The organism is Rhodopseudomonas sp. WA056, assembly GCF_010906995.1.
Taxonomy (GTDB): Bacteria; Pseudomonadota; Alphaproteobacteria; order Rhizobiales; family Xanthobacteraceae; genus Rhodopseudomonas; species Rhodopseudomonas palustris_G.
This window is the reverse complement of record NZ_QPFS01000098.1, coordinates 1-18,958: the sequence shown is the minus strand read 5'-3', so window position 1 is coordinate 18,958 and position 18,958 is coordinate 1. Positions and strand designations below refer to the sequence as shown.

Sequence of the window (18,958 nt, the reverse complement as noted above, 5' to 3'; positions counted from 1 at the left end):
AACCAAACTGGGCCAAAGTGTCGCTCCCGGCCGTTGCCGGACCGCTCCCTTGTCGCCACGGGTTTCGACCGAACCATGCGTAAGCTGTTCTCGCTGCTGCTGCCGTTGATCCTGCTGGCGGCGCCGGCACACGCCGATCTTCGCATCACCCGGGATCACGGCGGTTACGTCGAGGAGTACAAGGCGAAGTACCAGCGCATCCGCGAGCGCCGCGAGCGGGTCATCATCGACGGCATCTGCAATTCGGCCTGCACCCTGGTGTTCGGAATCGTGCCGCCGAACAAGATCTGCGTCACCCCACGCGCCAGCCTCGGCTTTCACCAGGCCTATTACGACAAGGCGTTCACCTTCGGCATCAAGGTCACCAGCCTCGAAGGCACCTCGGAGCTGATGTCGTATTATCCGCAGCCGGTGAAGGACTGGCTCGCCCGCAACGGCGGCCTGACCACCGAGATGAAGAAGATCAAGAACGGCGTCGATCTGTGGAAGATCGTCGATCCCTGCCCGGAAGAGTATTGAGCGCGCCGGCCGCTTGAGCCGGCCGCATCGACGAAAGATCCCCTGAACCCGTGTCGCCCCCGGCGAGGAGATTGCGGCTCGGCCACCGGGATATCAACGCGCCGGCGCATGGCGCGAGGCGCCGTACCCGACGAGGACGATCTTCTCTGGCTGCAACGGCCGCGGCGTGGCATGGACGGGCGCGCGACCGCGCCGCTGCCCGTCATCCACGATCGGGCTCTCGGGGAGACAATGAACCGCAACGCAGAGAACCTCGCCGCCCGTGCGGCGCCGGCCGTGTTCGTGGTGCTGTGGAGCACCGGTTTCGTCGGCACCAAATACGCGCTCACCGGAGCGGAGCCGCTGACCTATCTGTCGATCCGGATGGTGGCAGTGTTGGCGCTGATGGCGGTGATTGCCGCGATCGCCCGGCCGCAATGGCCGGGCCTCGCCGGCGTCGGCCACAGCGTCGTCGCCGGGCTTTTGGTGCACGGCGTCTATCTGGCCGGCACCTCGATCGCGATCGCGCATTCGGTGCCGGCGGGGCTGTCGGCGCTGATCCCAGGCTTGCAACCGATCCTGACCTCCACGCTGGCCAACCGCTGGCTCGGCGAGCGCGTCACGCCGCTGCAATGGCTGGGGCTCGGGCTCGGTCTCGGCGGCACGCTGTTGATCCTGCACGGCCGCAGCCTGACCGGCGACGTCGGCTGGGGCTGGTTCGCCTCCGCCTGCGCGCTGATCGGCATCACCATCGGGACGCTGTACCAGAAGCGCTATTGCAGCGGCATCGACTGGCGCGCCGGCAATATCATCCAGTTTCTCGCCGCGCTGGCGCTGTTCGCCGTCGGCGCCGCGCTGTTCGAGACCCGTGTGGTCGATTGGACCACGGAGTTCGTGCTGGCGGTGGGATGGCTGGTTGTCGTGCTGTCGATCGGCTCGATCGGGCTGCTGTACTGGCTGATCCGGCATTCCGCCGCCACCTCGGTGGCGAGCCTGTTCTATCTGGTGCCGGCGGTGACAGCGCTGATGGCCTATGTGCTGTTCGGCGAAACACTCGACGCGGTGTCGATCGCCGGCATGGCGATCTGCGCGGCGGCGGTGTTCCTGGTCAATCGGGCGAAGGCATAGGCGGGCAGGCGGCGCGCGCGGCTGCTGCCGGAGCACAGCAAAAAGCCTCCGGCGAACTCTTCCGGAGGCTTTCGCTGGCCGACGCGGATGAAACGCTCAGCGCTTGGATTTCTTGGCCTTCTTGGCCTTCTTCGGCGCCGCCTTCTTGGCCTTTTTCACGGCTTTCTTGGCCGTCTTCTTGGCGGCTTTCTTCGCAGCTTTCTTGGCTTTCTTCGGCGCCGTTTTGGCTGCTTTCTTGGCCGGCTTGGCTTTCTTCGCCGCCTTCTTGGCGGCCTTCTTACCAGCCTTCTTACCAGCCTTCTTGCCTGCCTTCTTGGTCGCCTTCTTGACGTCGGCCTTCACCTTCTTGGCAACCTTCTTGGCGGCCTTGCGCGCCTTCTTGACTGCGGTCTTGGCTGCGTCGGTGACCTCGTTGATCACCTCGCCCACCTGCTCGATCATCGGCTTGTCGTCGTCCATGTTGATCCCCCAAGGGTTTGCAGATAACCCCGACGATAGCCGATTCGCGAAATTAGTAACGCTGCCAACCGCAGTTGTTCAACGCTGCCGCAGCTCAGAATAGGCCGAAAGCGCGCGCTGGCGGGCCGCCTTGTGGTCGACGATCGGCCTCGGGTAGTTGCCGCCGAGCTCGACGCCGGCGGCGGCGAGTTCGAGCGGCGTCGCAGTCCACGGCTGGTGGATCAGGTTGTTCGGCAGGCCGGCGAGTTCGGGCAGCCAGCGGCGGATATAGGCGCCGTCCGCGTCGAACTTCTCGCTCTGCAGCACCGGGTTGAACACCCGGAAATACGGCGCCGCATCGGCGCCGCAGCCCGCCACCCACTGCCAGTTACCGGGATTGCTGCCGGGGTCGGCGTCGACCAGCGTGTCCCAGAACCACTGTTCGCCGAGCCGCCAGTCGATCAGCAAGTGCTTGACCAGGAACGAGCCGACGACCATGCGGACGCGATTGTGCATCACGCCGGAATGCCACAGCTCGTGCATCCCGGCGTCGACGATCGGATAGCCGGTGCGGCCGCGCTGCCAGGCGGTCAGCGCGCCATCGTCGCTCTGCCACGGGAAGGCGGCGAACGCCGGCTGTAGATTGCGGGCGGCAAGATCCGGGTGGTCGGCGAGCAGATGCCGGCAGAACTCGCGCCAGCCGAGTTCGCTGAGGAACTTGTCGATGTCGGGCGCGATCGCTGGACGCTCGGCGGCGGCGAAGCGCGCCGCGTACCAGACCTGGCGCGGACTGATTTCACCGAACCGCAGATGCGGCGACAGGCCGGAGGTGGCGTGACGATCCGGATAGTCGCGGCCCTCGGCGTAGCCCGGCAGTCTGGCGAGGAAGTCGGCGAGCCGCGTCTTGGCTGCGGCTTCGCCCGGCCGCCAGGTGGCGCGCAGGCCGCCGGCCCAGTCCGGCGCGGTCGGCTCGAGCTGCCAGTCGCTGAGCTGAGCGCCCGGCAGTGCCGGCGCCGGGCGTAGCGCGGCAGGACGGGGCAGGGGCTGCGGCGGATCGCCGAGGCTGAGCACACGCCGCCAGAACGGGGTGAACACCCGCATGCCGCGGCCGTCCTTGCTGCGGATCGTGTTCGGCGCCACCAGCGTATCGCCAGGGTGGCGGTGATAGGCGATGCCGGCCACGGTCAGCGCGTCTGCCAGCGCGTCGGCGACGGCGCGATGCGGTGCGATCTCGATCTCGTTCCAATGCACCGCCGCTGCATCGCTTTGCTGCGCAAGCTCGGCCAGCACCGCGGCCGCCGGCCCCCGCCGCAGGATCAGCAATATTCCCGCTGCACGAAGCTCAGCCTCCAGCGATCGAAGCGATTGCGCCAGCCACCATCGCGCCGCGCCACCAAGGGCGCGCACCTCATCGCTCACCTCGTCGAGCACATAGACGCACAGCACCGGTGCACCGGATTGCGCGGCGGCGTGCAACGCCGGATGATCGGCAAGACGGAGATCGTCGCGAAACCAGACGATGACGGGGCGGGAGCCGGCAGTTGTCAGCACGTGGGCTCATCCAGGATACGAGGCTGCGATTTTGCGCCGCTGTCCGGCTGCGTCTGCAACCATCGACGAGGCATTCCGTATTTGACAGGATGCATTCGGTTTTGTTCAGGAGGACGATTTGAAGCGATACGGTGTGCTCTATCTGGCGACATTCATTGTCCTGATTCCGCTCGACTTTCTGTTCCTCGGCACGATCGCCAAGAGCTTCTTCCAGTCGCAGGTCGGCGAGATGCTCGGCGAGGTGAGGCTGCTGCCGGCCGTGATGTTCTATCTGCTCTACGTCGTCGGCATCGTCATCTTCGTCAACGGCTCGGCGCAGGCGACCTGGCAATCCTCGTTGTTGTACGGGGCGCTGTTCGGTGTGTTCTGCTACGCCACCTTCGAGCTGACCTCGCTGGCGCTGCTGAAGCACTGGACCTGGCCGGTGGTCGCGGTCGACATCTCGTGGGGCGCTTTCGTCACCGCGGTGTCGGGGACGCTCGGCCTGCTGCTGGCGGATTGGTGGTCGCCGCGCTGAGCGCCGCTCGCCGCCGACGCTCGAAACGCTGAAGGACATCTGAACGACCGGTGCGGCCAAATGGCCGCCCGGCCGAAGCGCTTTGCCCCAACTTCGCCGCCACTGCGCCCAACCGCCGCCGGAGGCTCCTGCGAATTGAGCCGGCGAGACCGCTGTTGCGACAAATCGGCAACCCTGCTGGGAAAGATGCCGGTCAAGCCGAACCGAATCGGCCGCAGGGGCGAAGTCTTAACCAAGCGTTTACGCCAGCGTGGAATTGCTGGCTCAGAGCCAGAAAAACGAGTGAAAGCAATGACTGCCGCCGCCACTGCCGAGCTGATCGGCATCGACCCTTCCAAGATTTCGAACCGCTACACCGCCGCGCAGGCGCTCGGAATTGTGCGCGACGGCATCATCACCGGCGAGGGGCCGACCACCGGTGGTCGGGTCCACTTCTCCCGTACCCTCGATGCTGCCGATGCAGCTTGGTGCATGCGCATCCTGACCGCGGCGACGGTCGATGATCAGCCGATCAGCCGGGCCGAGGCCGAGGCGCTGTTCGAGATCAACGATGCCGCAGCCGAACGCGTCGACGGCGGTCGGTTCGACGATCTGTTCGCCAAAGCGGTGGCCCACCATGCTGCGGCGGCCTCGGGTCTGCCGGTGCCGGCCCGCAGCGTCGCGCTGTCGCCCGACGTGGCGATCGAGTCCTGGGCGCCGACCCAGGCGGTCGGCGTCAACACCGAGGTGCTGGAATGGATTTCGCGCCAGATGCGCGGCACCCGGCGCAACAACCACACCTTGATGCGCCTGGTCGCCACCCTGGTCGGAGTCGCGACGCTGCCGTTGATCACCCAGTTGCCCCAGATTCTCGATCTCGGCGCCTAACGCCCAACCACATCGTGACAAATGCAACGGCGGGGATTGCCCCCGCCGTTTGCTTTTTTGGGCAGGCAACGGCGCCCGTGCGCGCGCCGCGGGTTCAACCCGGCCGACGGAATGTTCCGTCAGCCCGTTGGAAAACCACGAAATTTAGTTGCGGAGCGGGTGTTTTTGCGCGAAAGCGAGACGCTGTCTGCCGAGGTGGCGGCCGGCGCGTGCGGGCGGGCCATTGGTTTAATCGGTCGTAGCGCCGGCCCCCTGCGCAATATCTAGTTCTCCCCGCCGACAGAATTGTTACAAGCACATCCGCAATGCCGAATGCCGTCCCGGCCGGGAGGGCAGAACCACCCCCAAGGTTGCAAGCAAGAAGAGCATGTTCAAACGTATTCTGATCGCCAACCGCGGCGAGATCGCCTGCCGGGTCATCAAGACCGCGCGTCGTATGGGTATCGAGACGGTCGCCGTCTATTCCGAGGCGGACCGCGACGCGCTGCACGTCGAAATGGCCGACGAGGCGGTGCTGATCGGCCCGCCGGCGGCGGCCGAGAGCTATCTGGTGATCGAGAAGATCGTCGAGGCCTGCAAGAAGACCGGCGCCGAGGCGGTGCATCCAGGCTACGGCTTCCTGTCCGAGCGTGAAGCGTTCCCACGCGCGCTGGCCGATGCCGGCATCGTGTTCATCGGTCCGAACCCCGGCGCGATCGCCGCGATGGGCGACAAGATCGAGTCCAAGAAGGCCGCCGCGCAGGCCAAGGTCTCGACCGTGCCCGGCTTCCTCGGCGTGATCGAGGACGACAAGCACGCGGTGAAGATCGCCGACGAGATCGGCTATCCGGTGATGATCAAGGCCTCTGCCGGCGGCGGCGGCAAGGGCATGCGCATCGCGCATTCGCGGGCGGAGGTCGCCGAGGGCTTCAACCTCGCCAAGGCGGAGGCCAAGGCCTCGTTCGGCGACGACCGCGTCTTCATCGAGAAGTTCATCGTCGATCCGCGCCACATCGAAATCCAGGTGCTCGGCGACAAGCACGGCAACGTCATCTATCTCGGCGAGCGTGAATGCTCGATCCAGCGCCGCAATCAGAAGGTGATCGAAGAGGCGCCGTCGCCGCTGCTCGACGAAGTCACCCGCCGCAAGATGGGCGAGCAGGCGGTTGCGCTGGCCAAGGCCGTGAACTACGACAGCGCCGGCACCGTCGAGTTCGTCGCCGGCCAGGACAAGAGCTTCTACTTCCTCGAAATGAACACCCGCCTGCAGGTCGAACATCCAGTCACCGAAATGGTCACCGGGATCGATCTGGTCGAGCAGATGATCCGCGTGGCCGCCGGCGAGAAGCTGGCGCTGGCGCAGAAGGACATCACGCTGAAGGGCTGGGCGGTCGAGTCCCGCGTCTATGCGGAAGATCCGTTCCGCAATTTCCTGCCGTCGATCGGCCGCCTGGTGAAGTACCGGCCGCCGGCCGAGAGCGCGGCTTCCGGCATCACGGTGCGCAACGACACCGGCGTGCAGGAGGGCGGCGAGATCTCGATGTTCTACGACCCGATGATCGCCAAGCTGGTGACCCACGGGCCGTCGCGCGCCGCGGCGATCGAGGCGCAGACCCATGCGCTCGACGCGTTCTACGTCGACGGCATCCGCCACAACATTCCGTTCCTGTCGGCGCTGATGACCCATCCGCGCTGGCGCGAGGGCAATCTGTCGACCGGCTTCATCGCCGAGGAATTTCCGCAAGGCTTCCATCCGCGGGTGCCGGAAGGTGAGGTCGCCCGCCGCATCGCCGCGGTCGGCGCGGCGATCGACCGGGTGATCGGCGAGCGCAAGCGCAAGATCTCGGGTCAGATGATCGGCCGCGCGGTGATCCGCGAGCGCCGCCGCTGCGTCTGGCTGGAGCGCAGCGAAGTGCCGCTCGACGTGATCCGCGAGGGCGAGGCGTTCGTGGTCCGCTTCGCCAATCCCGACGGATCGCTGGGGCAGCCGCACCAGTTGCTGTCGTCCTGGATGCCGGGCGACCCGGTGTGGGAAGGCACCATCGACGGCCATCCGGTCGCGGTGCAGGTTCGCGCGATCCCGAACGGATTCAAGCTGGCGCATCACGGTTACGAAGTCTCGGTCAACGTCTTCACCGAGCGCGAAGCCGCTGCGGCGCGCTGGATGAAGGAAGCCGACAAGGCCGACACCGGCAAGAAGGTGCTGTGCCCGATGCCGGGTCTGGTGGTGTCGATCGCCGTCGCCGAAGGCCAGGAGATCAAGGCCGGCGAGACGCTCGCCGTGATCGAGGCGATGAAGATGCAGAACGTGCTGCGCGCCGAGCGCGACGGCCAGATCAAGAAGATCCATGCCGCCGCCGGCGCGACGCTCGCGGTCGACGCGGTGATCATGGAGTTCGCGTAAGGCCATGGCCTGGCGTGACCGCCGCGGCGCATTGCGGGCGATCCTTGCTGGATCGGCCTGCGTGCGCCCGGCGTCGGTGTACGACGCGATCTCGATCCGGATCGCCGACGATCTCGGCTTTCCGTTCGGGATGTTCGGCGGCTCGGTGGCGTCGCTGGCAATCCTCGGCGATCCCGACATCGCGCTGATCACGCTGACCGAGCTTGCCGAGCAGGTGCGGCGGATGAGCCGCGCCGCGGCGCTGCCGGTGGTGGTGGATGCCGATCACGGCTACGGCAACGCGCTCAACGTCCGCCGCACCGTCGAAGAACTCGAAGCGGCGGGCGCCGCCGGTCTCACCATCGAAGACACGCTGCTGCCGCAGGCCTACGGCGAGGCAAAGCCGCAACTGGTGTCGCGCGAGGAGGGACTCGGCAAGATCAAGGCCGCGCTCGATGCGCGGCGCGATCCCAACCTGGTTATCTTCGGCCGCACCGGCGCCTGCTCGATCACCTCGCTCGACGATGCGATCGAACGCGCGCTGGCCTATGAGGCCGCGGGCGTCGATGCGCTGTTCTTCACCGGGGTGAAGACCCGCGCCCAGCTCGAAGCGATCAGCGCCGCGACCACGCTGCCGCTGGCGCTCGGCAGTCCGCCGGCCGAACTCGGCGACTTCGATCACCTCGCGGGCAGGCGCGTCCGCATCGCGGTGCAGGGCCACGCGCCGATCGCGGCTGCGACCGAGGCCGTATTCAAGACGCTGTCGGCGATCAAGGATGGCGCGACGCCGAAGCAACTGACCGGGCTCGCGGGCGCCGACCTGACGGACAAGGTCACGCGCGCCGACGTCGTCGCTGATCGGAACGAGCACTTCCTCGGTGTGAAACGCTGATGAGCGAGATCATCCGGCAGGTGACGATCAGCGGCCGGGTGCAGGGCGTCGGCTATCGGGCCTGGCTGGCCCATACTGCTGAAGCGATGGGGCTGCAGGGCTGGGTGCGCAATCGCCGCGACGGCAGCGTCGAGGCGGTGCTGGCCGGCAGCGAGCCGGTCGTCAGCGAGATGATCGCGCGATGCCAGCGTGGACCGTCGGCGGCCCGCGTCGATGCGGTGGTGGCAGAGGCCGCGCAGCCGGACGTTCTGAACCTGCGCCAGACGGGCGAGCGGGTTTCGATCCTGTCGACGCTGTAAGGCCGGCAATTCGGCTTCCTTGCGAGAACCACGTCGATGTCGGCGTCGGGAGGGCTGCCGCTCCCGCCGAGGCGGCGTCCGTGCGCCTGGAATTATCGTCGCCGTCGCGTGGTGACACGGGACGGCGGTCGGCCGTCCTCGGCGGTGGCGCCGATCCGGTCGCTCATGCGGCCGGCGCGGGTGGCGCTGTAGCCGAGCAGCCATTCCTCGAACCGCTCCGGCGCCAGCGCGGGCGCATACAGGAAGCCCTGGACGACGTCGCAGCCGAGCTCGCTCAGAAGCTGGAATTGCGCTTTCGTCTCGACGCCTTCGGCGACGACGCTGAGGGCGAGGCTCTGGCCGACCCGCACCACGGTGGTGACGACCGCGCAGGCGGTCGGGCTGGTCTCCAGCTCGCTCATGAAGCCGCGATCGATCTTCAGCTCGCGGATCGGCAATTGCGCCAGCCGGTTGAGATTGGAATAGCCGGTGCCGAAATCGTCGAGTGACAGGCCGACTCCGATCCGGCGCAGCGCCACCATGGTGTCGTGCGCGGTCGAGCGGTTGTCTTGCGCGACGCCCTCGGTGACCTCGAGCATCAGCGCTTCGGGCGGCAGGTGATAGCTCGCGAGCGTGTCGGCCACCAGTGTCGGCAGCGCTGGATTCTCGAAGTTGATCGGCGACAGATTGACGGCGACGCTCGGCACTTCGAGCCCCTGGTCGCGCCATACGCGCATCTGCCGGCAGGCCTCGCGGATCGACCAGCAGGCGATCTGATCGATCAGGCCGCACTCTTCGGCCAGCGGAATGAATTTGGCCGGCGGCACCGGGCCGAGCACCGGATCGTGCCAGCGTGCCATCGCTTCGACGCCGTGCAGCGCGCCGTCAGCGGTTCTGATCTGCGGCTGATAATGCAGTTCGAGTCGGCTGTCGGCGAGAGCCGAGCGCAGCGCTGCCGCATAGGCCATTCGCTGCTCGGCTGCGCCGTGCATGTCGCAATTGAACAGTCGGTAGGTCGAGCGACCCGAACGCTTGGCGCGATACATCGCGGTGTCGGCCTGGTTGATCAGGGTGTCGATGTCGGTGGCGTTGTCGGGATACAGGCTGACCCCGATGCTGGCCGACATCGGCACCTGGCTGTTGCACAGCGCGAACGGCAACATCAACGCGTCGCTGATCCGCGCCACCACCGGCTCGATTTCGGCCGGCTCGCGGTTCGGCAGCACGACGACGAATTCGTCGCCGCCGAGCCGGCCCACCACGTCGCCGGGCTGGACCTGGTCGCGCAGCCTGCGCGCGAACTCGACCAGGAACTCGTCGCCCGCGGCATGGCCCAGCGTGTCGTTGATGTCCTTGAAATTGTCGACGTCCAGAAACGCCAGCGCAACGGAGCGGCCCTGTGGGCAGGCCGCGGTCGCTTCGCCGATCAGATCGCGCAGCCGCGCCCGGTTGGGCAGGCCGGTCAGCATGTCGAAATAAGCGAGCCTTGCGATCTGCGCGCGCGACTCCATGCGCTCGATCGCGAGCGCGCCGAGATGCAGGCAGGCATCGACAATGCGGTGATGCCAATGGCTCGGCGGCCTGCAGGCGCGGAAATAGAACGCGAAGGTGCCGATCACACGGCCGTCCTTGGCCTTGATCGGCGACGACCAGCAGGCGCGTAGCCCGATTTCCAATAGCCGCTTCTTGAAAGGCTCCCAGCGCGGGTCGGTGTCGATGTCGAGCGCCAGCACCGGTTCGCCGTAATACGCCGAGGCGCCGCACGCGCCGACCTGCGGGCCGATCGGCACGCCGTCAAGCGCCCGGGAGTAATCGTCGGGCAGGCTCGGGCCACCGAGCGGGTGCAACAGGCCCTGCGCGTCGACATGCAGCAGCGAGGACACCACGTCCGGCGCGATCTTCTCGACGAACCGACACATCCGATCGGCGACCTCGGTAATCGGAATCTCGTCGGCGAGTGCCCCCAGCGTCAGTTGCTGCAGCATGCGCAACTGACGGGTTTCCGAGATGTCGGTCAGCAGTGCGAAGACCTGTGTGATCCGGCCCTGCGGGTCACGCAGGGCCTTCACGTCCGCCGAGATCCAGACCTCTTCGCCGTTCTTGTCGTAGACCAGGATTTCCTCTTCGCCGCCTTCGTCGTCGGCCATCCATCGTTTCAGGCCTGCCATCATGCGGCGATTGGTGTGGTGACCGGCGAGTAGATCGATGATGTTACGGCCCTTGGCTTCATCGGCACCGTAGCCGAACAGGACGGCGAAGGCGGCGTTTGTGTAGAGAATCCTGAGCTCAGGATCGGTCACCAGCACAGCTCGCGTCGTGCGGTCCGCGATCGAGGTGAGGAGTTCGATCCCTTTGCGACGCTCCAGCTCGGGCGTGACGTCGCGCACCGTGAGCAGCGTGTAGTCGCAGCCATCGGCGCCGATCGTCGATCGCGTCAGCTCGGCGGTGATCGATCGGCCGTCGCGACTTGTGATCTCGATCTCGACCGTGAGTTCGGATGCGGCGTTCGAGTGATGCGAGCCGGCCATAGGCTGCAGCATCGCGCTGATGCCGAGACGGTCACAATGACAGCCGATCAGTTCCGCGCGACCGATCCCCCAAAATCGTTCTGCTGTCTGGCTGAAGAAGCGGATGTAACCGCCATCATCGATGATGATGGCGGCGTCCCGCGCGTGGTCGAGCGCGACCTGCCACAGCGACTGATCGTCAAGGGAACTGTTGTGTCGGCGCATCGCCCGGATCGAATACTGTGGAAACTACGAGGTTGGTCGGCCGCCGCAGGCGGAGGCCGTTGCTGATCTATCCATGCTAACGTGACGAAAGCGTTGTCGGTGCCGCATCGCCGCAGGCGCGCGGTTTCATCCTTAGAATTCCGTTGCCGGAATCGGTGACACAGTCGCGGTTGGCGTTCGAACAACGGATGATCGCTGCTGATTTTGACAGGCGGTTCCGGCGCGGAAGTAATCGCCTCGCGTGCGTGAAGCTGACAGCAGATCGGAGGCTCAGACGCCCGCAGGCGTTGAGGCGCGGGTTTGGCCGAAGATGTTTTCGAACGCGGCGCGCAAAGCGAGGTCGACGTCGCTCATCACCACCGGCAGGCCGAGGTCGACCAGGCTGGTAACTCCGTAGCGCGGATCGCTGATCCCGCAGGGCACGATCGCCTTGAAATGCGACAGGTCGGGTTCGACGTTGATGGCGATGCCGTGCAACGACACCCAGCGTTTCAGCCGGACGCCGATCGCCGCGATCTTGTCTTCATAGCCGTCGCCCTTGTCGGGGCGGCGGACCCAGACGCCGACCCGATCTTCCCGACGCTCGCCGCGGATATTGAAGGCGTCGAGGGTGGCGATGATCCACTGCTCGAGTGCAGCCACATAGGCGCGCACGTCGGGGCGGCGGCGCTTCAGGTCCAGCATCACATAGGCCACCCGCTGGCCGGGCCCATGATAGGTGAGCTGGCCGCCGCGGCCGGTGGTGAACAGCGGGAAACGCTCCTCCAGCAGGTCCGTGGCGTGACCGCTGGTGCCCGCGGTGTAGAGCGGCGGGTGCTCCAGCAGCCAGACCAGCTCGGGCGCAAGTCCGGCAGCGATCGCCGCGGCGCGTGCCTCCATGGTCGCCACCGCCTCGGGATATGGCACGGGCGAATCGGAGATGCGCCATTCCACCGCTGGCGAGCCGGCGGCGGGCTTCAAGGCGGTCCAATCCAGTGTCTGGCGGGGGGAAGTCGAGACGTTAATCATTGGATAACCATAACGTGGTGTGCTCGACCACGTCTTCGTTCCTCAGGCAAGTCAGTCCGGGTTCCAGTGCCGACACTCGATAAAGTTTCCGTCGATCTGATGGTGGTTCTCGGGACCACCTCGATGCCGATCCACCAGGTGCTGCGGCTCAGCCGCGGCGCCATCATCGAACTGGACGCCACCGAAGCCGACGAGGTCAAGATCCTCGCCAACAACATGCCGATCGCGTCCGGCATGGTTTTGGTCGATCGCAACCGAATTGCGGTCGAGGTCAAACAGATGTTGCCGCGATCCCCAGATCGGCGCTGATCTGGCCTTGTGGCCTCATCATTGTTTTGTTAAATGGGCGCCGTCGATCCGGTCGGCGATGCCCGAACCCGGTCCCAAGCGCTCGTGGCGGAATTGGTAGACGCGCTGCCTTGAGGTGGCAGTGAGTAAAATCGTGGGGGTTCGAGTCCCTCCGAGCGCACCACTTCCGCGCCGGCCCGTGCTGCTCGGCGCAGCCTTCCCAAACAACCTGACGACCTGGTCCCGCGCATAACAACTGCGAGAACGTTGAGATTCGGATGCCGAAGCCCGATCGTCAGAACAGGCGGGGATCGAGGGTGAACGGCTCGATGTCTGCGAGTCTGATCCGGTCGGAGCCAGGATGCCGGTGGTTGATCAGAACGTGCAGATCCGGTGATCCGTCGATCGGGACGATCGCGGACGGCACTCGCAGCAGTGGGGCTTTGAGCGAAGCATGCCACGCATCACCGCGCTGCTGCGTCCAGCTCTCCCGACGACGCCAATCTGCCGGAAGAGTCGAACGTGGCACGTCGTCGACGGACAGCTCGTCCGGCGCTTCGTAGCGCACCAGCATCAGCTCAGGCAGCAGCAGCGGGTCTTCGACGTGCACCAGCTTCTCCAGCACACAGAGAGCGGGTGATGTCGCGCAGTAGGTGATGGGCCGGCCGACAGTATTCCAGCGGCCGTCGAACAGCAGTCCATAACCACCGTCGAACGCCCGAGCATGACGGGCGAGAGACAGTCGCCACAGGCGCATCAGGTGGCTGCGCCCCAAGCGATCTTGCCGAGCACCATCTCGATCAGCCTGGCGCCAGCCTCGGTTTGCGCGACGGTGAGGGGTGTTTCGCCGTTCAGCTCAGCCAGAGGGCGGCGAAGCCAGAGGCTGGCCTTGTCCGCGCCGAAGGTGTCCTCGGCGAGGCTCTGAATGCGCAGCAGGCGGACGGCCCGGTCGGATTCGTCGATCGTGAGCGGCTGATTGCGCTCGGCGCGGTGTCGGCGGGTCCGCTGCGGGATGACGAACTGCTCGATTTCCTGATCGCTCAGCCCGGCGCGGCTCAATCCCTGGAGGGCGGCGAGGGGAAGGCGGTTGCGGACCACCATGGCCAACTCTGCCTGCGACCTAACCGTCGTACCGAGCACCGGTTTGCCGCCGAGCTTATCCGCGACCGTTTCAATGATGGACATCGTCTGCCCCACCTATAGCGTCGGCAATATGCCACCAATTTAATGGCAGATTGCCGGACGGCAAGGGGAGGGGTGCGGGTAACCGGATCAGTGATTGAGCGGGCGTGGGCGGCTGCCTGCGTCGAGCGGGCCGCGCTGCAGGCCTTCCGGGGCGATGCCGACGCTGCCGGAGATCGGCCGCGCTGCGGCGCCGATATCGATCGACAGCGTCCGGTCGTTGACGCTGCGAACGAACTGCGGCGCTTCGCGGGCGGCGCGCTCCGCTTTCACCGGGACCATCGCCCGGATCGCCGGGGCGCTGCGTTCGGGAATCGCGAACAGGCTGGGCGACGGCACCGGCAGGGTGATCAGGCTGTCGGCCGATTCGACCAGGGTCTGCCGCGGCCACGGCGAGCGCTGCGGCGTCGGCACCTGGCCTCGCGCCAGACGATTCGACCGGATCGGTGCGCTGCCCGGGATCAGCCGCTGGCCATCAAGGCCGATATCGGCGATCGCCGGAGCCGGCAGCATTTGTGCATTGGCGAATACAAAGCGCGGCACCTTCGGCCAGCGCGCGGTTGCTACGGTGTTCGGCGCCGGATGCAGCCGCCACTCCTGCGGCGTCGTCGGCGTCTTCGGCAGCTCCGGCGTTGCTGCGACCACGTGCACGATCTTGTAGCCGCCGGCCTTCAGCGCCTGCAGGATTTTCGGCAATGCCGCCACCGTGCGGGGCTGGATGTCATGTAGCAACAAAATACCTTTGCCCTTGGCGGCCAGCCGGCTCATCGCCAGTTGGAAGACGGTGTCCGGCGGAACGTGGCGCCAGTCGTCGGCCGGGAAGTCCGCGCTCCACGCCTGGATGCCGCGGGAGGCGAGGTATTCTTCGACCGCTTCGGCCCGCAGCAGACCTGGGATGCGGAAGAACGGCGACAGCGCCGCGCGGTCGCCGCCGAGCGCGGCGAGCGTCGAGGCAATCCCTTCGTCGACCTCCTGCTGGGCCTGCTCGACCGACATCCGGTTGAAGCTCAGCGGATGATTCTGGCTGTGGGTGCCGATGGTGTGGCCGGCAGCGCGCAGCTTGCGCACGCCTTCGGGAAACGTCTTCGCCATCCGCCCCACGACGAAGAACGTCGCCTTGACGCAGTCCCTGGCCAGAATGTCGAGCACCTGGTTGCTTTCGCGCGGCAGCGGGCCGTCGTCGAACGTCAGCACCACCTCGCGGTCGCGCAGCGGCAGGGTCTCGCCGTATTGCATCGTGCCGATTCGCGGATGCTCGCGCGGATCGACGACCAGCGTGCGCGATGTGCCGAGCGCATCGGGATTGCCGGGGCAGCTTGCCGCGCGGGCCTGATGGGGCGGGAGGGCGAGTGCGGCGGCGACGCAAGCCGCGCCAACGAGAGAGGAAATCCGCAACGAACGTTCAGACAACAGTGCACCGCCTTCACGCGACCGACAGCGCGGTTCACGACGCGCGAATCCCACCTGGACCGAAAATAAAACCGCGTCATGAACGGCTGCTTAACCGTTCAAAGTTCCATGGCGATTCTGGGACCAGACGGCCGGCTCAGCGCGCAGTGCGGCCATGCGAATCCGACGCCACCGCGTGACCGGCCTCGTCCGAGGGCACAACGTGCACGACGCGGTAGTTGTTTTCGCGCAGCCAGCGCAGGAATGCCGGCATCATCTCGGCGGTCTGCTTGCGCGGATCGTGAAACAGGATGATGCCGCGGCCGGTCGCCGTCAGCCGCTCGGTGATCAGCTTGAGCTGTTCGTCCGGAGTCATCGGATTCCAGTCGCTGGCCCACAGATCGGCGCCGAACACCGGAATGCCGCGCGCCTGCAGATCATCGAGCAGCGCCGGGGTGGATTCGAAATACGGGAAGCGGAAGAACCGCGTGGTCGCCACCGGAATGCCCTTGGCGCGCATCACCGCTTCGTCGGCCGCGATGCCGCGATCGATCTCGGTGAGCGCATCGGCATGGCTGAGCGCCGACAGATGCTGATGGGTGTAGGTGTGATGGCCGATGGTATGGCCGCCGGCCGCGATCCGCCGCACCATCTCGCCCATCTCGGAGGCCGGCTTGCCGACCAGGAAGAATGTGGCGCGGACGCACTCGTCGGCGAGCGCCTTCAATACGGTCGGCGTCGTCGCCGCCGGACCGTCGTCGAAGGTCAGCACGACCTCGCGGTCGGCGAGGGGCAGGGTCTGCGGAAAGCTCTTCAGGCCGACGCGCGGATAGGTCGCCGGATCGACCGTCAACACCCGCGAGGTGCCCAGCGTCCCCGGACGGGGACACTCAGCGGCCTGTGTGTTACCTGCGAGTGCGGCGAGTGCGACCAAGGCAGCCGCGGTGCGCGCGACGATCACGACACCCTCCCGACTGGCGGATTGCTACAGGGTGTCATGATTATCATTGCGCTTTGCTTCACCGATTGGTTATTGCCACGGGCATTCGCGCCGCCATTCGACAGTGCATCTTGCCCGACGGCGCCCGATTTCTGCAACCAGTAAAACCCGCGGGAGCCCCCATGACCGACGACGTGGATGCGGTCGTGCGGCCCGATCTGGCCGCCCTCGATCCTGCGGCAATGCGGGATGACGACGGTGACCTCCGGGCCGAGTTCGTCGAGGCGGTGTCTCGCGCGATCGCTGCCGAGGATGCCGGCTCGTTGCGGTCCCTGGTCTCCGAACTCCACGAGGCTGACCTCGGCGACCTGATCCGGGCGCTGGATTCCGACGAGCGGGTCCGGCTGGTGGAACTGACCGGCGCTGATTTCGACTTTTCGGCGCTCAACGAAGTCGACGAAACCGTCCGCGAGGAGATCCTCGAAGAGCTGGAGCCGGAGACCGTCGCCGAAGGCGTCCGCGAACTGGATTCCGACGACGCGGTCGAACTGCTCCAGGTGCTCGACGAGGAGGATCAGGAGGAGATCCTCGACAAACTTCCGCCGTCCGAACGCGATGCGCTGGAACGCAGTCTGGACTATCCGGAAAATTCCGCCGGCCGGCGGATGCAGACCGACTTCATCGCGGTGCCGCGTGACTGGACCGTGGGCGAGGCGATCGACTTCATGCGCGAGACCGCGGAACTGCCGGAGCGGTTCTACGAGATCTACGTCGTCGATGGGGTCAATCACTGGCAGGGGGCGGTCTCGCTCGACCGGCTGCTGCGCTCGCACCGTAACGTACCGCTGACCGATCTGGTCGACGAAGACCGACGCAAGGTCTCCGTCGACGAGGATCAGGAGGAGGTCGCGCGGTTGTTCGGGAAGTACAATCTCGTGGCCGCGCCCGTCATCGACGCCCACAACCGACTGGTCGGCGTGATCACCATCGACGACGTCGTCGACGTCATCGAGGAGGAGGCCGACGAAGACTTGAAGGCGCTCGGTGGCGTTTCCAGCGGCGAAGAACTGTCCGACCGGGTATGGACGATCGCCCGCGGCCGGTTCAACTGGCTTCTGGTCAACCTCGCTACCGCGTTCCTGGCGTCCTCGGTGCTCGGGCTGTTCGAGGATCAGTTGCAGCAGATGGTGGCGCTGGCGGTGCTGGCGCCGATCGTTGCCAGCCAGGGGGGCAATGCCGCGACCCAGACGATGACGGTTGCGGTGCGGGCGCTGGCCACCCGCGAACTCGGCGCCTGGAACGCGGTTCGGGTGGTGATGCGCGAAGCGCTGGTCGGTTTGGTGAACGGCGTCGCGTTCGCGCTGATCACCGGGATCGCCGCCTATGCCTGGTTCAAGGTGCCGGGCCTCGGGATCGTCATCGCGCTGGCGATGATCTGCAATCTGGTGGCTGGGGCCCTTGGGGGCATTTTGATACCCATGGCGCTGGAGCGGATGCGTGCCGATCCGGCGGTGGCGTCGGGTACCTTCGTCACCACAGTGACAGATGTGGTCGGGTTCTTCGCTTTCCTGGGTATCGCGACCGCATGGTTCGGGTTGAAGTGAAGGCGACGGTGCGGTGAGTTCCGTTGGGAGGCTGCCGCTTCGGCCCGGAACCTTGGCTTCGAGATGAGTTCCGATCGAGGATCGCGCCGGGCGCTGACGGTGGGGCCGCGCTGCTTGGCACCGGGAACAAATCGGTAAGCTCGTCGCTCTGCAGCGATTGGCAGCCGGGGGCGATCGGTCCATACTACTAAAGATCAGTCTGCTTCATCGACATGCGGGACGATCACCATGCAGTCCGCGGAAACGCATTTCGTCGAAGCCCACGGGGCCAGGATTCCGACGCTCGGGCTCGGCACCTGGGAGCTCAGCAAACGCGTCTGCTCGCGTGCCGTCGAACAGGCGATCCGGCTGGGCTATCGCCACATCGACACCGCGCAGATCTACGGCAACGAACGCGACGTCGGCGAAGGCATCCGCAATTCTCACATCCGCCGCGACCAGATCTTCGTCACCACCAAGATCTGGACAACGCATTTCGCACCCAATGATCTCATTCGCTCGGCCAAGGAAAGCCTGGTCAAGCTGCGGCTTTCCGAGGTCGATCTGTTGCTGCTGCACTGGCCCAATTCGCACGTGCCGCTGTCTGAAACGCTCGGCGCGCTCGCCCAGGCTCGCGCGCTCGGCCTCACGCGACACGTCGGCGTATCGAATTTCACCGTCGCGCTGATCAACGAGGCGGTGACCGTCTGTCCGGCGCCGTTGGTGTGCAATCAGGTCGAGTACCATCCGTTTCTGGATCAGCAGAAGGTGCTGGCCGCCTGTGCCGCCCACGGCATGGCGCTGGTGGCCTACAGCCCGATCGCCCGTGGAAATGCCAAGTCGAGCGAGATACTGACCAGGATCGGTGCCGCGCACGGCAAGTCCGCGGCGCAGGTCTGCCTGCGCTGGCTGATCCAGCAGAACGTCGCCGCGATCCCGCGCAGTTCGCGGCTCGAGCGGCTGGAGCAGAACATCGACGTGTTCGATTTCGCGCTGTCGGAGGCCGAGATGCGAGAGATCTTCGCGCTCGGCAGTCCGACGGGACGGCTGACCACCACCGCGACCGCTCCGGCGTGGGATTGACGACCACGCCGCCGTTGACCTCCTGGTCGGAATCCCGCACGTCGCGGACACGATCTTCAGCGTGCGCCGGTGACCGATGTTCTTCCTGCTCTCCAAGATCCTCGGCTTCTTCATTCATCCGTCCAACACGATCGCGATGATCTGCGTGGCTGGTCTGGTGCTGCTGCTGACGCGGTGGCGGCGGGCGGGGCGGGCGCTGCTGATCGGCGGCGTCGTGCTGCT

General features: G+C 66.2%; 19 protein-coding genes and 1 tRNA gene. 12 read left to right on the top strand and 8 right to left on the bottom strand.

Annotated features, from left to right (window positions below; translation table 11 throughout):
• Positions 1-75 precede the first annotated feature (75 nt).
• Positions 76-519 carry a hypothetical protein gene (locus tag DU475_RS17645; protein ID WP_013501971.1) on the top strand — a complete coding sequence of 148 codons (444 nt, stop codon included), beginning with the start codon at positions 76-78 and terminating at the stop codon, positions 517-519.
• A 231-nt stretch (positions 520-750) separates the two neighbouring features.
• Positions 751-1,626: a DMT family transporter gene (locus DU475_RS17640; protein ID WP_164632861.1), complete on the top strand. Its 876-nt coding sequence runs from the start codon at positions 751-753 to the stop codon at positions 1,624-1,626.
• Between the two features lie 96 nt (positions 1,627-1,722).
• Here DU475_RS17640 and DU475_RS17635 read toward each other — a convergent pair whose 3' ends face one another.
• On the bottom strand, positions 1,723-2,085 hold the full coding sequence (locus DU475_RS17635; protein ID WP_164632860.1) for a histone: 363 nt from the start codon (positions 2,083-2,085) through the stop codon (positions 1,723-1,725).
• 78 nt (positions 2,086-2,163) lie between these two features.
• Positions 2,164-3,615, bottom strand: coding sequence for a cryptochrome/photolyase family protein (locus DU475_RS17630; RefSeq protein WP_164632859.1), 1,452 nt, complete (start codon positions 3,613-3,615; stop codon positions 2,164-2,166).
• A 118-nt stretch (positions 3,616-3,733) separates the two neighbouring features.
• Between DU475_RS17630 and DU475_RS17625 the strand changes: the two genes are divergently transcribed.
• From DU475_RS17625 to DU475_RS17605, 5 genes are all read left to right on the top strand, one after another.
• On the top strand, positions 3,734-4,132 hold the full coding sequence (locus DU475_RS17625; protein WP_013501975.1) for a DUF2177 family protein: 399 nt from the start codon (positions 3,734-3,736) through the stop codon (positions 4,130-4,132).
• A gap of 291 nt (positions 4,133-4,423) precedes the next feature.
• Complete coding sequence (locus DU475_RS17620; protein ID WP_013501976.1) at positions 4,424-4,999, top strand: hypothetical protein; 576 nt, start codon at positions 4,424-4,426, stop codon at positions 4,997-4,999.
• Between the two features lie 367 nt (positions 5,000-5,366).
• Positions 5,367-7,382 (top strand): acetyl-CoA carboxylase biotin carboxylase subunit, encoded by a 2,016-nt coding sequence (locus tag DU475_RS17615; protein WP_164632858.1) that lies wholly within the window; start codon positions 5,367-5,369, stop codon positions 7,380-7,382.
• Positions 7,383-7,386: 4 nt separating this feature from the next.
• Positions 7,387-8,253 (top strand): isocitrate lyase/PEP mutase family protein, encoded by an 867-nt coding sequence (locus DU475_RS17610; protein WP_164632857.1) that lies wholly within the window; start codon positions 7,387-7,389, stop codon positions 8,251-8,253.
• Positions 8,253-8,552 (top strand): acylphosphatase, encoded by a 300-nt coding sequence (locus tag DU475_RS17605; RefSeq protein ID WP_047309188.1) that lies wholly within the window; start codon positions 8,253-8,255, stop codon positions 8,550-8,552. Before DU475_RS17610 ends, DU475_RS17605 begins: the two co-directional genes overlap by 1 nt.
• A 92-nt stretch (positions 8,553-8,644) precedes the next feature.
• Here DU475_RS17605 and DU475_RS17600 read toward each other — a convergent pair whose 3' ends face one another.
• Positions 8,645-11,185: an EAL domain-containing protein gene (locus DU475_RS17600; protein WP_349644207.1), complete on the bottom strand. Its 2,541-nt coding sequence runs from the start codon at positions 11,183-11,185 to the stop codon at positions 8,645-8,647.
• On the opposite strand from DU475_RS17600, the gene DU475_RS24535 reads away from it, so the two are divergent.
• A complete protein-coding gene (locus tag DU475_RS24535) occupies positions 11,096-11,329 on the top strand; it encodes a hypothetical protein (protein WP_349644208.1) in 234 nt (77 codons plus the stop codon). The two genes, DU475_RS17600 and DU475_RS24535, sit on opposite strands and share 90 nt — an antisense overlap.
• Positions 11,330-11,533: 204 nt before the next feature.
• Here the strand turns inward: DU475_RS24535 and lipB are convergent, their stop codons facing one another.
• The gene (gene lipB, locus DU475_RS17595; protein ID WP_164632855.1) at positions 11,534-12,271 is read right to left on the bottom strand and encodes a lipoyl(octanoyl) transferase LipB; all 738 of its coding nucleotides are present in this window, start codon (positions 12,269-12,271) and stop codon (positions 11,534-11,536) included.
• A gap of 66 nt (positions 12,272-12,337) precedes the next feature.
• Between lipB and DU475_RS17590 the strand changes: the two genes are divergently transcribed.
• Positions 12,338-12,580 (top strand): FliM/FliN family flagellar motor switch protein, encoded by a 243-nt coding sequence (locus DU475_RS17590; protein ID WP_011158713.1) that lies wholly within the window; start codon positions 12,338-12,340, stop codon positions 12,578-12,580.
• Positions 12,581-12,658: 78 nt separating this feature from the next.
• A tRNA-Leu gene (locus DU475_RS17585) sits at positions 12,659-12,743 on the top strand.
• A gap of 111 nt (positions 12,744-12,854) precedes the next feature.
• Here the strand turns inward: DU475_RS17585 and DU475_RS17580 are convergent.
• From DU475_RS17580 to DU475_RS17565, 4 genes are all read right to left on the bottom strand, one after another.
• Complete coding sequence (locus tag DU475_RS17580; RefSeq protein WP_164632854.1) at positions 12,855-13,316, bottom strand: RES family NAD+ phosphorylase; 462 nt, start codon at positions 13,314-13,316, stop codon at positions 12,855-12,857.
• The gene (locus DU475_RS17575; RefSeq protein WP_013501983.1) at positions 13,316-13,744 is read right to left on the bottom strand and encodes an Xre family toxin-antitoxin system antitoxin; all 429 of its coding nucleotides are present in this window, start codon (positions 13,742-13,744) and stop codon (positions 13,316-13,318) included. The genes DU475_RS17580 and DU475_RS17575 overlap by 1 nt, the downstream gene beginning before the upstream one ends.
• Positions 13,745-13,831: 87 nt before the next feature.
• Positions 13,832-15,151: a polysaccharide deacetylase family protein gene (locus tag DU475_RS17570; RefSeq protein ID WP_164632853.1), complete on the bottom strand. Its 1,320-nt coding sequence runs from the start codon at positions 15,149-15,151 to the stop codon at positions 13,832-13,834.
• Between the two features lie 136 nt (positions 15,152-15,287).
• Entirely contained in the window at positions 15,288-16,091 is an 804-nt protein-coding gene (locus DU475_RS17565) for a polysaccharide deacetylase family protein (RefSeq protein WP_013501985.1), read from the bottom strand.
• Positions 16,092-16,252: 161 nt separating this feature from the next.
• Here DU475_RS17565 and mgtE point away from each other — a divergent pair, with 161 nt between their 5' ends.
• Both mgtE and DU475_RS17555 read left to right on the top strand, forming a co-directional pair.
• Positions 16,253-17,674 (top strand): magnesium transporter, encoded by a 1,422-nt coding sequence (mgtE, locus tag DU475_RS17560; RefSeq protein WP_013501986.1) that lies wholly within the window; start codon positions 16,253-16,255, stop codon positions 17,672-17,674.
• 228 nt (positions 17,675-17,902) lie between these two features.
• Complete coding sequence (locus DU475_RS17555) at positions 17,903-18,736, top strand: aldo/keto reductase (protein WP_013501987.1); 834 nt, start codon at positions 17,903-17,905, stop codon at positions 18,734-18,736.
• Positions 18,737-18,958: the final 222 nt, after the last annotated feature.